Below are 14,132 nucleotides of genomic sequence, written 5' to 3' on the forward strand. Positions count from 1 at the left end.
AGTCGGATTCCAATCCTGCTAGCCGATGATGATCCTGGTCTGCGGGCTCATTCGCCGCAACAGGCGCAGCATCGACATCTTCGTCATCGAAACGCAGCCTGCCGTCGGCGAAAAATCAGGTCGCGCCAGATGCAGGAACACCGCGCTGCCACGGCCGGCGATGCGCGGTGCGGCGTTGTGGTCGATCTCGACGATGAAATCGTAGAGCTGATCCTCGCGGGTCAGGCGATCGCCGGTCTGTCCCTGGCCAAGCCTGATCGGCTGGTTGTAACGGCGGTCGGCGGGGTCTTCGCACCAGGCGTCCTGGGGATGGATCGGGCGGGTCGGCAGCAAGGATCTTGGCCGCGGATGGCGGTCGGCGCGCCACCACAGGCGCAGCGGGTGGAAGATGCCGCGCGGCGTGCCGCCGTCGCCCTCGCGCTTGTTGGCGAGGATGCCGCCGCGCCCGAGCGCCACCGACACCGTCCAGCTATCAGCCGTCAGCCAGCCCCGGCGCAGGTCGCCGGCAGCGGCGCGAACGCGGATGGCGGAAAGCGCATGATCACGTTGTTCTGTCATATAAGTGATTGAAATAGCTTGGCTTCCTTTCAGAATCGTTCCAATCCAAACTTGCTTTCCGAGCCTCGGTTGTTCTATCTGGCGGGATTACAGGACATTCACCTCCCCCTCGCCGATTTTGGGATAGACTGCCGCCGCCTTGTGAATCGGTAACAATCGCCTACCTGAAGGCCTACCTACCTGAAGTGTGGCCATAAGCGCTGTCCGCTTCTGACCGTTCGCTGCCCCAAAAGGATGTACTTATGGCCAATGCCCGCAAGATCTTGATCGTGGATGACGATACCGATCTGCGCGATACGCTGGTCGAGCAATTGTCGCTGCATGAGGAATTCGAAGCCTCCGCAGTCGACACCGGTGCCAAGGGCGCCAGCGCCGCCAAAGCCAATTCCCCCGACCTGGTGCTGATGGATGTCGGCCTGCCCGACACCGACGGCCGCGAAGTCGTCCGCTCCCTGCGCAAGGGCGGCTTCAAGGCCCCGATCATCATGCTGACCGGCCACGACACCGATTCGGACACTATTCTCGGCCTCGAATCCGGCGCCAACGACTATGTGGCAAAGCCGTTTCGGTTTGCGGTGCTGCTGGCCCGGATCCGGGCCCAGCTGCGTCAGCACGAGGCCAGCGAGGACGCCGTGTTCTCGGTCGGTCCCTACTCTTTCCGGCCCGGCTCGAAGATGCTCACTGGCGCCAACGCCCGGAAGGTGCGGCTGACCGAGAAGGAGACCGCGATCCTGCGCTTCCTCTACCGCGCCGGCCAGATGCCGGTGTCGCGCGAGACCCTCCTGCAGGAGGTCTGGGGCTATAATTCGGGTGTGACCACCCATACGCTGGAGACCCACATCTACCGTCTCAGGCAGAAGATCGAGAAAGACGCCGCCAATCCGGAGATCCTGGTGACGGAAGCCGGTGGCTACAAGCTGGTGCCGTGATACGATTCGCGCTCAACGATTCGTGAAATCGAGGCGCACCCCGGTCACCGGCCCTGAATGTCGATCGATGATGATGTAGCCCTGCTCGAGCGGGTCCCGACGATGCGTCTGTTGGGCGATACCTCGTTGCGCATGCTCGCGATCGGCTCCGAGCAACGCGATTTCAACCAGGGCGACGTGCTGTTCAAGGCCGGCGACGACGCCGATGCCGGCTACGTCGTGCAGCGCGGCGCGTTCCGGGTCGAGGAAGGCGGCGCCGAGATCGTGGCCGGCCCCGGCGCCCTGATCGGCGAACTCGCCCTGATCGTGGCAATGAAGCGGCCTTCGACCGCAACCGCACTGGAACGCGCCACCGTCATCCGCGTGGCGCGCAGCCTGTTTCAGCGCGTCCTGGAAAGCGACCCCCCCGCCGCGCGCCGCCTGCGCGACGAGCTCGCGCTCCGCACCAGCCAGCTTGCGAGCGACATCTTGATGGCGGGTGCGAAGCTGAGTACGTGATCTTTCTCCCCCTCTCCCCGTTCTTACGGGGAGAGGGTCGGGGTGAGGGGCTCTATCCGCAAAGATGGTGAGCAACGGACTCGCGGAGACCCCCCTCACCCGCGTCGCATTACGCTTCGCTACATGCGTCGTGGCCTCTCCCCGCAGGCGGGGCAAGGCGAAGATCGAGCAGGTGTCGATAGCGTCGCCCTAAACCTCCAGCACTGCCGTCACCGGCACGTGATCCGACGGGCGCTCCCAGCTGCGGGCGTCGCGGGTGATTTTGAAATCGCTGACCTGGTCCTTTAGCGCGCGCGAGACCCAGATGTGGTCGAGCCTGCGGCCGCGGTCGCCGACGGTCCAGTCGGCGGCGCGATAGCTCCACCAGGTGTAGACCTTTTCCGACATCGCAATCCGCTCGCGCGCGATGTCGAACCACTCGCCATGCGTCTGCGCGGCGAGCAGCTTCTCGGTTTCAATGGTCGTGTGCGAGACGACCTTCAATAGCTGCTTGTGCGACCAAACGTCGTTCTCATGCGGCGCGACGTTGAGGTCGCCCACCAGGATGTGCCGATCGTCGCCGCGCGGGTGCAGCGGCTCGCACGCTTTCATCTCGTCGAGGAATTGCAGCTTGTGCTCGAACTTCGGATTGAGCGCGGGATCCGGAATGTCGCCGCCGGCCGGCACGTAGAAGTTATGTAGCACCAGCGGCTTCGCGAGCTGCGCCTTTTCACCGAAGGAAACCGAGATGTGGCGCGAATCGACCTTGTCGCAGAAGGTCCTGATGTCGCTGCTCTCGAACGGCAACCGCGAGACGATGGCGACGCCGTGATAGCCTTTTTGCCCGTTCAGCGCGACGTGCTCATAGCCGAGCCGCTTGAAGCGCTTCAGCGGAAACGCATCGTCGATGCATTTGGTCTCCTGCAGGCACAGCACGTCCGGCCGCGCGCTTTTCAGGAATTTGGCGACGATATCGATGCGGAGCCGCACCGAGTTAATGTTCCAGGTCGTGACGGAGAAACGCATGAGGGCTGCGTCTTAGCACGGTTCACGGCGCCGGTTGCCGGCTTGTCCACAGGGACGCAACCGTTCACGGCAGCGGCCGGACCATCGCGATGCGTACGCCATCGTCGCCGCTGATGGCGAAGCCGAGCCGCTCGTAGAGCCGGCGCGCGGCGGCGTTGCCGGACAGCACGGCAAGACAGAGTTCGCGCGCGCCGTGCGTGGACGCGGCGCGCCCGACGGCCTCGATGATGTCGCTGCCGATTCCCTGCCCGCGCATCGCGTCAAGCAATGCGAGATCGACGATGCGCCAGCTGAGATCGGCGGCCTCGAGGATCAGCCGTCCAACCGGCGCGTCGCGATAAAGGATGATCAGCGCGACGGCGCCGGGAAACTGCGCGGCATAGCCCGCGGCCTGCGCGCGGTATTGCTGGTCGAGCAGCGGCTCGATCGCGGCGGGCGGAAGGCCGGTGGCGGCAAATTCACCGGCGCGCGAGCTCTTGTAGAGATCACGCAAAAAAGGCTCGTCGGCGGGAGCCGCGAGCCTCAGATGCGTGGCCGGATCGCGCGGAGCCAGCCGCGCCGCAACGCCGGTCGACGGCGTCTCGAGGCTCAAGAGGTGAATGACGGAAAAATGCCGTTGTAGCAAATGCACCAGGCGATGGCCTGGTACGGCTGCATGTTGTCGTGAGCCTGGTTCTGGCCGGTGAACCCCATGGCGGTGGGCACGAACTGGGTGTTGCCCGGCGGCGCCACGAATCCGTTGAAGGTCGGATCGATCACCGCCATGTTGGCGGCCGATCCCGGCCCCGGGGCCGCACCCGTGGCGGCGCCGGCTCCGAGCTGCAGGCCGTGCGTGTGCTGCGCCATCTCGGTTTGCACGAGCATGACCGAGGGGGCGCCCATCATCTCGCCGATCGTGCGTGGCTGCAGCCCGGGACCGGTGCCCTGGCTGTTGGTGACGCAGGCGTTGAGATTCGGCAGTGCGAAATTGCTCGTGCCGTTGCCGCCGTAAGAGGTCCCGATCAGCGAGAACAGCGCGGCAAATTGCTGGATCGGGAGAAGCTGCCCCTGACAGGGCATCCAGGCCTGATTGAAAGAAATGTTGACGGCCCAGCCATAGGGAAAGGCCTGAATTTCGCCAAGGTAAGGGTCTGACACGGTTGCTCCTCCTCAAAACAAGAAAATCGCCCGATGCGCGTAGCTTGATCCGCGTGCTCTAGCCCGATGTTGGGAAAACACCTGACCAGGCCATGCAATAACTGGCCACGAGTGTAGGCATGATGTTGTTGTGCGCCACGCTTTGACCGGAGGGAGCGACGCATGGTGCCATCACCTCGTAGGGAGCGGCGCTGCCCGCAGGCGCGTAGAGATTGCCGGCCGATGCGGTTGCCAAATGCACATTCGCCGCTGGCGTCGGTCGTCATCACCGGTAACGGCTTCACGGGCGCATCGGCCGTGAAGTTCGGCACCACCAATGCGACGAGCTTCACCGTCAATTCGGCTACCCAGATCACCGCCACCTCGCCGACCGTGTCCGCCGGCACGGTGGACGTCACGGTCACCAATGCCGGGCAGACCTCGGCAACGTCGGCGGCTGATCAGTTCACCTATGTCGCGGTGCCGACGGTGTCGTCGATCTCGCCGACAACGGGTCCCGGGGCGGGCGGCACCACGGTGACGCTCACCGGCACCAACTTCAGCGGCGCGACTGCGGTGGTATTCGGCGCGACCGCGGCGACGGGCTTTACGGTAGTCTCGCCGACCACGATCACCGCGACCTCGCCGGCCGGGACCGGCACGGTCGATATCAGGGTGACCACGACCGGCGGGACCTCGGCAACGTCGGGGGCTGACCAGTTCACCTATATTGCGGCGCCGACGGTGACGTCGATCTCGCCGACAACAGGACCTCAGACAGGTGGAACGGTGATCACTCTCACCGGCACCAATTTCTTAGGCGCGACCGCGGTGACATTCGGTGCGACCGCTGCTGCAAGCTTTACGGTCAACTCCGCAACCTCGATCACCGCGACCTCGCCCGCCGGGACGGGGGCAGTCGATATCAGGGTCACGACAACGGGTGGGACGTCGGCAACCTCGGCGGCCGATCAATTCACCTATGTTGGGGCGCCGACCATCTCCTCGATATCGCCGACATCAGGGCCGCTGGCGGGCGGGACGTCGGTGACGATCACCGGCAGTAACTTCTCGGGCGCGACCGCGGTGAGGTTCGGCGCGACCGCCGCTACAACTTTCACGGTCAACTCGGCGACCTCGATCACCGCGACCGCGCCGGCCGGGGTCGCGGGTACAGTCGATATCAGGGTCACGACAACGGGCGGGACGTCGGCAACCTCGGCGGCCGATCAGTTCACCTATGTCGCGGCGCCGACGGTGACCTCGATCTCGCCGACGTCAGGACCGACGCCTGGCGGCACGACGGTGACGATCACCGGCACCGGCTTCACCGGTGTCACCGCGGTGACGTTCGGCGCCACTGCTGCCGCAAGCTTCATGGTCAATTCGGCGACATCGATCACTGCGACGTCGCCGGCCGGCACCGGTACCGTTGACATCAAGGTCACGACCGTGGGCGGAACATCGCCAACCTCGGCGGCCGACCAGTTCATCTATCTCGCGGCGCCGACGGTGGCGTCGATCTCGCCGACGTCGGGACCGACCGCGGGCGGCACAACTATTACCGTCGCCGGCACGGGCTTCACGGCTGCAACCGCGGTGAAGTTCGGCGCCACCAACGCCGCCAGCTTCACGGTCAACTCGGCGACCTCGATCACCGCGACCTCGCCGGCCGGCACAGGCACGGTCGACATCACGGTCACCACCGCGGGCGGAACCAGTGCGACGTCCGCGGCTGATCGGTTCAATTACGCCGGACTGCCGACGATCGCCTCGATCTCGCCGAGCGTGGGGCCGACCGGCGGTGCAACGTCGGTGACCATCACCGGGACCAACTTCACAGCCGCGACGGCCGTAAAGTTCGGCGCCACCAATGCCACCAGCTTCACCGTCAATTCGGCGACATCGATCACCGCCATCTCGCCGGCGGGTGCCGGGACTGTCGACATCACGGTGACGACGGCGGGCGGCACCAGTGCGGTCACGGCCGCCGATCGCTTCACCTATGTCGTCATTCCGGGCGTGACGTCGATCGCGCCGACGTCAGGATCGTCGTCCGGCGGAACGTCGGTGACCATCACCGGCGTAAATCTTACGGCCGCGACCGCGGTGAAGTTTGGCGCGACCAATGCGACGAGCTTCACAGTCAACTCGGCGACCTCGATCACCGCCGTCTCTCCGCCCGGTACCGGGATCGTCGACATCACGGTGACGACCGCGGGTGGCACCAGCCCGACGACACCGACCGATCAATTCACTTACATCGGGGCGCCGACGATCACGGCGGTTTCGCCGGTTACCGGACCGCCGGCCGGTGGAACGTCGGTGACCATCACGGGCACCAACCTGACCGGTGCGACCACAGTGAGGTTCGGCGCAACCGCCGCGACCAGCTTCACGGTCAACTCGGCGACCTCGATCACAGCGATCTCACCGGCCGGCACCGGCGCCGTCGATATCATGGTGACCACAGCGAGTGGCTCCAGCATGCCTTCCGCAAGCGACCGCTTCACCTATCAGGCCGTCGCCACCAATGTGACGCTAACATCGTCGCTCAATCCCAGCAGCTACGGTCAGCCGGTGACGTTCACCGCGACCGTCACCGCAACAGGGGGAACGCCGACCGGCATCGTGGTGTTCAAGGATGCCGGCGTGGCGATCGGCACCATCAGCCTGTCCGGAGGCGTCGCCGCCTTCGGCATCACGACGCTTGCCGTCGGAAGTCACTCGATCACGGCGACCTATAATGGCAGCACGGTTTTCGCCGCGAGCACCTCGCCGGCCATCAACCAAACCGTCAACATCCCGGCCGACAGCGTCAAGCTGCGTCAGTTGCAGATCAACGTCACCAAGCTCGTGGCCCAGAACTCGGGCCAGGCGATCTCGAGCGCGATCGACCAGGCCATCGACGAAGGTTTCGCCGACAACTGGACGTTCGCGACACCGGGCCAGTCAGGTGTCCGGTTCAATTTCGCGGCCGATCCTTACGGAGATGATGACGATCAGGCCGACGCCGGGTCGGCGTCCACGTTTGCCGGCGGGGGGCGTGGCGGCGGCGGCATTCCCGGCAACGGATTGGGCAATGCCTATAGCGCCGACCCTACGTCGGGCGGCAACACTAGCGGACGTACGCGTGGCACTGCGCCGCGGGTCAACAATGCCTTTGCGGCGATCGATCAGCAGATGCCGCGCAAGGCGCTGCCGAAGAGGTACCGCGAGGAAAAGGACTGGCTGTTCTGGGTCGACGTTCGCGGCACCGGCCTCAACCGCCTGACCTCGACGAACACGGCGGCCGGTATGACCACGAGCGCCGCCTCGCTTTACGGCCTGCAGGTCAATGCGCTGGCGGGGTTGACGTACAGGATGCTGCCGAATTTCCTGGTCGGTGTGGTCGGTGGCTATGAGACCTTCAATTACACCGAGCAGGACATCAACGGCAAACTGACCGGCGACGGCTGGACCGTCGGTTCCTATCTTGGCTGGAAGATCACGCCGACATTGCGCTACGACGCGGCAGTGGCCTATTCCGGCATCGGCTATAACGGCGTCGCCGGCACCGCCCAAGGCAACTTCAGCGGCAACCGCTGGCTGGTTTCGACCGGCCTGACCGGTACCTACAAGGCCATGGGTTTCATCGTCGAGCCGTCGGCCAAGGTCTACGCGCTGTGGGAGAACGAAGGCGCCTACACCGACTCGCTCGGCACCCGTCAGGGAAGTCATGATTTCGCGACCGGCCGTGCCTCCGGCGGCATCAAGGCGATCTATCCCTTCACCTGGGCCGACAGCATCGTGCTGGCGCCCTATGCCGGCCTGTATGGCGACTACTATTTCAATCAGGAAAATGCTGCGGCGATCGTGCTGGCCGGCGGCGTACCGCTTGCTTCAACGCCGCTGCTCGACGGCTGGTCGGCTCGCGCCACTGCAGGTCTCGCGGCCAAATTCGAAAGCGGTGTGACGCTCGGAGCGGGCGCGGAATATGGCGGCATCGGCTCCGACTTCCAGACCTGGACCTTCAAGGCCAAGGGCCAGGTGCCGTTCAGTGCTCGATGAGGGCCGCGCGCGCCACCGCATACGACACAACAAGACTTTGGCCCTGACGTGTCCTCTTCGTCATGGCCCGGGCTTGTCCCGGCCATCCACGTCTTGCTGCCGGCAAGCGTGACCAACCTGACCGCGTTTTAACCTGGCGAGGAGCCCGGGTACTTGGTGAAGTCGATCTTGAACATCGACGGGTCGGGCCTCTGCGTCACATCGAGATTGTAGACGGCGACCGTGGTGTCGTAGCCCTGCGGGTCGGTGACGGTCCACTGCTTGAGCTTGCCGTCCTTGGCGCCGATCATCAGCATCAGGCGCGAGGTGCCGATCAGCGCCTGCTTTTCCTCGATGGTCACGCTGACAAAGACGTCGTCGGCGGTGACGCTGACGACGTTGGTGTCCTTCATCAGGTCGATGCGATCGGACAAGAGATAGCGCAGCGGCGTCTGCGACAGCGGATAGATGTCCTGCGTCGCAAGCCGGCGATCGCGCACCGCGACCGATGAGCCGTCGGCGATGATTTCGACCGGAGACGGATCATCATATTCGAAGCGCACCTTGCCGGGCTTCTGGATGTAGAAATCGCCCTTGGTCTTGCTGCCGTCGGGTCCGACCTGAACGAAGTTTCCGACCAGCGTCTGCAGCGAGGACAGATAGTTGCTGACCTTGGCGGCCTGCGCTTTCTGGTTGGCGTCGAAGGTCGCGAAGATGTTGGCGGGCACGTTGCGGCGCGGATCGGGAATGACCGGGTCCGGCGGCGTCTGGGTGGCGCCCGTGGTCGCCGGACCCTTGTCCTGCGCGCTCATCTGCGTGCCACCGTCGCGACTACCGTCACGATTAGTGTCACGATTCTTGGGCGCAGGCTTCGGCGTCGGAACATTCTGCGCGGCGACGGGAGATGCGGCGCCGGCGATCGCGGCGGAGACCAGGAGAGCCAGCGCGTAGCGCGTGCCCCGGTGAGTGAGGTGCTTTTCCATCAGATATGTAAGTCTCTGTTCGACGCTCGTCCCGCTTCGTGTAATCTTATCGCGCCTCTTCCGAGGCTGATATGGCTTTTCCGTGAAGATTCCCGATCAGAACTGGCCCTCTTCCTCCGCGACCAGGATCTCGCGCTTGCCGGCGTGATTCGCCGGGCCGACAATACCTTCGAGTTCCATCCGCTCCATCAGCGACGCAGCGCGGTTATAACCGATTTGCAGCCGGCGCTGAATGTAGGAGGTCGATGCTTTGCGGTCGCGCTTGACGATCGCAACCGCCTGCGTGAACAGGTCGCCGCCGCCGTCCCCGCCCATGCCGGTGGCATCGAACACGGCGCCGCCGTCCTCGTCGGTCGGCTCTTCCGCGGTGACGGCTTCGAGATATTCGGGCTGGCCTTGCGTCTTCAGGTGACGCACCACCTTCTCGACTTCCTCGTCGGAGGCGAACGGGCCGTGCACGCGGCTGATGCGACCGCCGCCCGCCATGTACAGCATGTCGCCCTGGCCGAGCAGCTGCTCGGCGCCCATTTCACCCAAAATGGTGCGGCTGTCGATCTTCGACGTCACCTGGAACGCGATGCGGGTCGGGAAGTTCGCCTTGATGGTGCCGGTGATGACGTCGACCGACGGACGCTGCGTGGCGAGGATGACGTGCAGGCCGGCGGCGCGCGCCATCTGCGCGAGGCGCTGCACCGCGCCTTCGATGTCCTTGCCGGCGACCATCATCAGGTCGGCCATTTCGTCGACGATGATGACGATGTAGGGCAGCGGCTCGAGGTCGAGTTTTTCTTCCTCGTAGATCGCCTTGCCGCTTTCCTTGTCGAAGCCGGTGTGAACGGTGCGCGTCAGCTCCTCGCCCTTGCCCTTGGCATCGACGAGGCGCTGGTTGTAGCCGTCGATGTTGCGCACGCCGAGCTTGGCCATCCGCTTGTAGCGCTCTTCCATCTCGCGCACGGCCCATTTCAGCGCGACGACGGCCTTCTTCGGATCGGTCACGACGGGGGTCAGCAAATGCGGGATGCCGTCATAGACGGAGAGTTCGAGCATCTTGGGGTCGACCATGATCAGGCGGCACTGATCCGGACGCAGCCGGTAGACCAGGCTGAGGATCATGGTGTTGATCGCGACCGATTTGCCGGAGCCGGTGGTGCCGGCGATCAGCATATGCGGCGTGCGCGCGAGGTCGATGATCACAGGGTCGCCGCCGATCGTCTTGCCGAGGCAGAGCGGCAGCTTCGCAACCGAGTCGATGCTCTCTTTCGCCACCAGCAGCTCGCGCAAGTAAACCTTCTCGCGATGGGCGTTCGGCAGCTCGATGCCGATCGCGTTGCGGCCGGCGACGACGGCGACGCGCGCCGACAGCGCGCTCATCGAACGCGCGATGTCGTCGGAGAGGCCGATCACGCGCGACGACTTGATGCCGGGCGCGGGCTCGAGTTCGTACAGCGTGACGACCGGGCCGGGATTGGCTTTGACGATCTCCCCGCGCACGCCGAAATCCTGCAGCACGCCTTCGAGCGCACGCGAATTGGCTTCCAGTTCGGCCTTGCTGAGCGGCTGGCGGTCACTCGCCTTCGGCGCGCTGAGCACCGCGACAGACGGCAGCTCGAACTTGTCGGAGGATTTCTTCTTGACGCGCGGCTCAGCCTTCTTGCGCGGGGCGCGGGGCGCGGGGGCTTCCTCTTCGTCCTCCTCGTCGCCGCCGAAATCTTCCGCCTCGTGCTCGTCGTCGTGTTCATCGGCAGGCGTGATCGACGGCGCCGCGCGGCCGTTGCCGCCGATGCTGGGCTCCTGCCGCTCGAAGGCGGCGATTCGGCTCTGCGGCGCGCTCGACACCAGCGATTTGTAGGCCGTCCCGAACAGCCAGCCGAGCCGTGCCTTGGTGCTCATCAGCGCGTGGAACAACCAGCCCAACGAGACCGAGCTACGATCGTTCTCTTCCTCCTCGACGAACGGCTCGTCGTCGTCTGCTATCGGCGTCAATTCCGGATCGCTTTCCTTCGCGCCCCAGCCGCAGGCAAACAGGAAGCAGGCCACCATCGCGACGAACAGGATAAGGCCGAGCACGAGACGATAGATGAAGCCGGGCGGACCAAGCACGACCGCCGGCGCGCGCACCAGCGCGTCGCCGACCACGCCGCCAAGCCCGGTCGGCAGCGGCCATGCGGTGTTGTGCGGCCAGCAGCTGACGAAGCCGGCCGCGATCACCGTGCAGAGCACCCAGCAGCCGAGCCGCAGCGCCTCGCGGTCGAAGGCGCGGTGCGTCAGCATTCGCCAGCCCCACACCGCAACCGGCAGGATCAGCATGATCGCGCCGAGCCCGAGGATCTGCATCAACAGGTCGGCGCCGATCGCGCCGGGATAGCCGAGCACGTTGCGGATCGCGCGCGAGGTGGCGTGGCTCAGGGACGGATCCTGTACCGACCACGTCATCAGCGCAGCAGTGAGCGCGCCCGATAGCGCGATCAGGCCGAGCCCCATCAGCTCGCGCAGCCGCCGTGCCAGCGCCTCGCGAATCGAGAGCGGCAGATGGCCGACCAGGGGAATGACACGTTCGATCGCTGGCATGCTCAATCTTCGCGCTTGGCGATTAACCCAGGGTTTCGACCAGCCGATGCAGAGCTTCGGCTGTAGACTCGCTGTCGGAGACGAGCGCAAGGCGGATATAGCCCGCGCCCGGATTGGAACCGTCGTTCTGCTCGCGCGCCAGATAGCTGCCGGGGATCACCCGTACGCCGGCGTCGCGATAGAGACGCACCGCCGTGGCCTCGTCGCCGCCGCGGTCGGAGACGTCGAGCCAGACGCAGAAGCCGCCGGCGGGCCGCTTGTAGCCGTAGCGGTTGCCGAGGATCTGGTCGGCGAAATCGAACTTGATGCGATAGAGCCGGCGATTTTCCTCGACATGCGCCTCGTCGCTGTAGGCTGCGACCGCGACATGCTGCAGCGGCACCGGCACCTGCGGTGCGGCGACATTGCGCAATTCATGGAACGCGGCCAGAAAATTCTTGTCGCCCGCGGCGAAGCCGACGCGCATGCCTGGCAGGTTCGAGCGCTTCGACAGCGACTGGAACGCGACCACATTGCTGAAGTCGGGGCCGGCGCATTCCAGAATGCTGCCGGGGGGCTGCTTGGTATAGATCTCCGAGTAGCATTCGTCCGAGAGGATGATGAAGCCGTAGCGGTCGGCGAGCTGCTTCAGGCGGATGAGATAGTCGCGCGAGGCGACCGATCCTTGCGGGTTCGCAGGCGAGGCGATGAAGAACGCGACGGTGCGCGCCAGCGTCGCCTCGTCGATCGAATCGAGGTCGGGCAGGAAGCCGTTGGCGAGCGTGGTTGGCAGATAGATCTGCTCGCAGCCGGCGGCGCGGGCGCCGGCGCCGTAAGCCGGGTAGAACGGATTCGGCATCAGGATCGCAGGTACGCCCTTGCGCGGCGAGACATAGCGCGCGGCGGTGATCGCAGCGAAGAACAGCCCTTCGCGGCTACCGTTCAATACGATGACCTCGTTCTCCGGATCGACCGGACGCGGCAGATGGAACCGGCTCGACAGCCAGGCCGCCACCGTGCGGCGGAACGGCTCGATGCCCTTGGCGATCGGATAGCGGCCGAATTCGGCGGTATGTTTTGCCAGCACCGGCCCGACAAAGTCAGGCACGGGGTGCTGCGGCTCGCCCAACGACAGCGTAATCAACGGCTTAGCCGGCTGATAGGGGGCCAAAAGCTCGGTCGTGCGCAGGAACGGCGAGCGCTCCGCCTGGCCGGCGGATGCGACATTGCCGGCGCCCTGCGCCACGCCGGATGAGGCGGTCATTGCCATGGTTGAAGCGCCAGCACTTTCACTGCGGTCAGGGGGTGGGGAGGTCCGACCGTAAACCGATCAAATCACCATAGATAGGGCGAGGTTAAGACGCGATTAACCATCGGCGGCGGGGTACGATTTGGTGGCTTCGCCGGATTTCCGGCGTGTCGCGGCGATCCGCCTTAGGGCGGGATTCGGCGAATTATCTCAATGGGTTTTACCCGCCCTTAACGCCACGGCGGGCTGCTTGAGTTCCTTCAGCATTTGGCAATGTGCGCGGGACGAACACTCCGCCATTCGCAGAGCGCGCGCGCAGAGCAATGGCCATCAAGATCGAAACACATCGCGACGTCGTGCGCCGCACAGCCAAGATCATGGCGATCGCCGCAGGCGCGAGCGCCGTGATGTCCTTCACCATGGGCGCGCTGGTTTTTGGCAGCGACTTCGCCGCGTCTATCACGGTCGGGCAGATGCAACTCTTCGGACTGCTGGCGGGCGGCTTCATCGCGGTGGCGCTCAGCGGCGCGATGTCCTATCGCGCCGGCCGGCTGATGCTGGAGCTGGCGCGGGCGCGCCGCGAGCTCGCCCGGATCTCGGAGACCGACCAATTGACCGGCCTGCTGAATCGGCGGGGATTCGATGTCACGGCGGCAGCAGCGCTCGGCAAGGCGCAGGCAGATGGCGCGGCCGTGGCGGTCCTGATGTGCGACATCGATCATTTCAAATCGATCAACGACCGCTACGGGCATGAAATCGGCGACAAGGTGCTGGTCGAGATCGCCGACGTGTTGCGGCAGTTTGCGATCCGGCACGGCGCGCTGGTTGCCCGCTATGGCGGCGAAGAATTTGCTGCCGTGCTGACCGGCCTGAACGACGATCAGGCGGCACACGGCGCCGAGGAGATCCGCCGCGACTGCGCGGCGCGGACGATCTTCGACGACGTGACGCGGCTCCCGGTCACGATCAGCATCGGCTTCACCGTGAAGCGAAGCGGCTTCGAACTGGCCGATCTGATGCGGACCGCCGACCAGGCGCTCTATATCGCCAAGCGCGCCGGCCGCGATCGCGTCGAGCACGCGCGCGATGCGGCGTGATTTGATCGCATCTTAGTCTCTCTCTGCGAACTCTTCTCACCTCCCCCGCTTGCGGGCGCTTGCGGGAGAGGGAGCAGAGCCCGCCGCCAAAAAAAGAAAGGGGCTCCAACTTGCGCTGGAG

The 14,132-nt window shown here is 65.1% G+C and carries 11 protein-coding genes; 4 read left to right on the top strand and 7 right to left on the bottom strand.

Translation table 11 applies throughout. From position 1 onward, the window contains the following. Window positions 1–18: 18 nt before the first annotated feature. Window positions 19–558 (bottom strand): L,D-transpeptidase family protein, encoded by a 540-nt coding sequence (locus ACP2YO_RS01240; RefSeq protein WP_426438300.1) that lies wholly within the window; start codon window positions 556–558, stop codon window positions 19–21. A gap of 242 nt (window positions 559–800) precedes the next feature. Between ACP2YO_RS01240 and ACP2YO_RS01245 the strand changes: the two genes are divergently transcribed. Both ACP2YO_RS01245 and ACP2YO_RS01250 read left to right on the top strand, forming a co-directional pair. Beyond that, window positions 801–1,487 (top strand): response regulator transcription factor, encoded by a 687-nt coding sequence (locus ACP2YO_RS01245; protein WP_044539278.1) that lies wholly within the window; start codon window positions 801–803, stop codon window positions 1,485–1,487. A 57-nt stretch (window positions 1,488–1,544) separates the two neighbouring features. Continuing rightward, complete coding sequence (locus ACP2YO_RS01250) at window positions 1,545–1,985, top strand: cyclic nucleotide-binding domain-containing protein (protein ID WP_426438303.1); 441 nt, start codon at window positions 1,545–1,547, stop codon at window positions 1,983–1,985. Between the two features lie 189 nt (window positions 1,986–2,174). Here the strand turns inward: ACP2YO_RS01250 and ACP2YO_RS01255 are convergent, their stop codons facing one another. From ACP2YO_RS01255 to ACP2YO_RS01265, 3 genes are all read right to left on the bottom strand, one after another. Further along, on the bottom strand, window positions 2,175–2,990 hold the full coding sequence (locus ACP2YO_RS01255) for an exodeoxyribonuclease III (RefSeq protein ID WP_426438305.1): 816 nt from the start codon (window positions 2,988–2,990) through the stop codon (window positions 2,175–2,177). Window positions 2,991–3,054: 64 nt separating this feature from the next. Further along, window positions 3,055–3,582 (bottom strand): N-acetyltransferase family protein, encoded by a 528-nt coding sequence (locus tag ACP2YO_RS01260; RefSeq protein WP_426438307.1) that lies wholly within the window; start codon window positions 3,580–3,582, stop codon window positions 3,055–3,057. Next, window positions 3,579–4,127: a phage tail protein gene (locus tag ACP2YO_RS01265; RefSeq protein ID WP_426438309.1), complete on the bottom strand. Its 549-nt coding sequence runs from the start codon at window positions 4,125–4,127 to the stop codon at window positions 3,579–3,581. The genes ACP2YO_RS01260 and ACP2YO_RS01265 overlap by 4 nt, the downstream gene beginning before the upstream one ends. 222 nt (window positions 4,128–4,349) lie before the next feature. Here ACP2YO_RS01265 and ACP2YO_RS01270 point away from each other — a divergent pair, with 222 nt between their 5' ends. Further along, the gene (locus tag ACP2YO_RS01270; protein WP_426438311.1) at window positions 4,350–8,156 is read left to right on the top strand and encodes an IPT/TIG domain-containing protein; all 3,807 of its coding nucleotides are present in this window, start codon (window positions 4,350–4,352) and stop codon (window positions 8,154–8,156) included. Window positions 8,157–8,284: 128 nt separating this feature from the next. On the opposite strand, the gene ACP2YO_RS01275 is transcribed toward ACP2YO_RS01270, so the two are convergent. From ACP2YO_RS01275 to ACP2YO_RS01285, 3 genes are all read right to left on the bottom strand, one after another. Next, window positions 8,285–9,118 carry an outer membrane lipoprotein carrier protein LolA gene (locus tag ACP2YO_RS01275; protein WP_426438313.1) on the bottom strand — a complete coding sequence of 278 codons (834 nt, stop codon included), beginning with the start codon at window positions 9,116–9,118 and terminating at the stop codon, window positions 8,285–8,287. A 96-nt stretch (window positions 9,119–9,214) separates the two neighbouring features. Next, window positions 9,215–11,692, bottom strand: a complete 2,478-nt coding sequence (locus ACP2YO_RS01280) for a DNA translocase FtsK (RefSeq protein ID WP_426438315.1) — start codon at window positions 11,690–11,692, stop codon at window positions 9,215–9,217. Window positions 11,693–11,708: 16 nt separating this feature from the next. Beyond that, window positions 11,709–12,935, bottom strand: coding sequence for an aminotransferase class I/II-fold pyridoxal phosphate-dependent enzyme (locus ACP2YO_RS01285; RefSeq protein WP_426438317.1), 1,227 nt, complete (start codon window positions 12,933–12,935; stop codon window positions 11,709–11,711). A 302-nt stretch (window positions 12,936–13,237) separates the two neighbouring features. Here ACP2YO_RS01285 and ACP2YO_RS01290 point away from each other — a divergent pair, with 302 nt between their 5' ends. Continuing rightward, window positions 13,238–14,011 (top strand): GGDEF domain-containing protein, encoded by a 774-nt coding sequence (locus tag ACP2YO_RS01290; protein WP_426438319.1) that lies wholly within the window; start codon window positions 13,238–13,240, stop codon window positions 14,009–14,011. Window positions 14,012–14,132 lie beyond the last annotated feature (121 nt).

This window comes from Bradyrhizobium genosp. P (assembly GCF_049949265.1).
GTDB lineage: Bacteria > Pseudomonadota > Alphaproteobacteria > Rhizobiales > Xanthobacteraceae > Bradyrhizobium.

Excerpts from the sequence above, each read along its gene's own strand:
- ACP2YO_RS01240 (WP_426438300.1), bottom strand. The coding sequence starts at position 558 with ATGACAGAACAACGTGATCATGCGCTTTCCGCCATCCGCGTTCGCGCC.
- ACP2YO_RS01245 (WP_044539278.1), top strand. The coding sequence starts at position 801 with ATGGCCAATGCCCGCAAGATCTTGATCGTGGATGACGATACCGATCTG.
- ACP2YO_RS01250 (WP_426438303.1), top strand. The coding sequence starts at position 1,545 with ATGTCGATCGATGATGATGTAGCCCTGCTCGAGCGGGTCCCGACGATG.
- ACP2YO_RS01255 (WP_426438305.1), bottom strand. The coding sequence starts at position 2,990 with ATGCGTTTCTCCGTCACGACCTGGAACATTAACTCGGTGCGGCTCCGC.
- ACP2YO_RS01270 (WP_426438311.1), top strand. The coding sequence starts at position 4,350 with ATGCGGTTGCCAAATGCACATTCGCCGCTGGCGTCGGTCGTCATCACC.
- ACP2YO_RS01275 (WP_426438313.1), bottom strand. The coding sequence starts at position 9,118 with ATGGAAAAGCACCTCACTCACCGGGGCACGCGCTACGCGCTGGCTCTC.
- ACP2YO_RS01285 (WP_426438317.1), bottom strand. The coding sequence starts at position 12,935 with ATGGCAATGACCGCCTCATCCGGCGTGGCGCAGGGCGCCGGCAATGTC.
- ACP2YO_RS01290 (WP_426438319.1), top strand. The coding sequence starts at position 13,238 with ATGGCCATCAAGATCGAAACACATCGCGACGTCGTGCGCCGCACAGCC.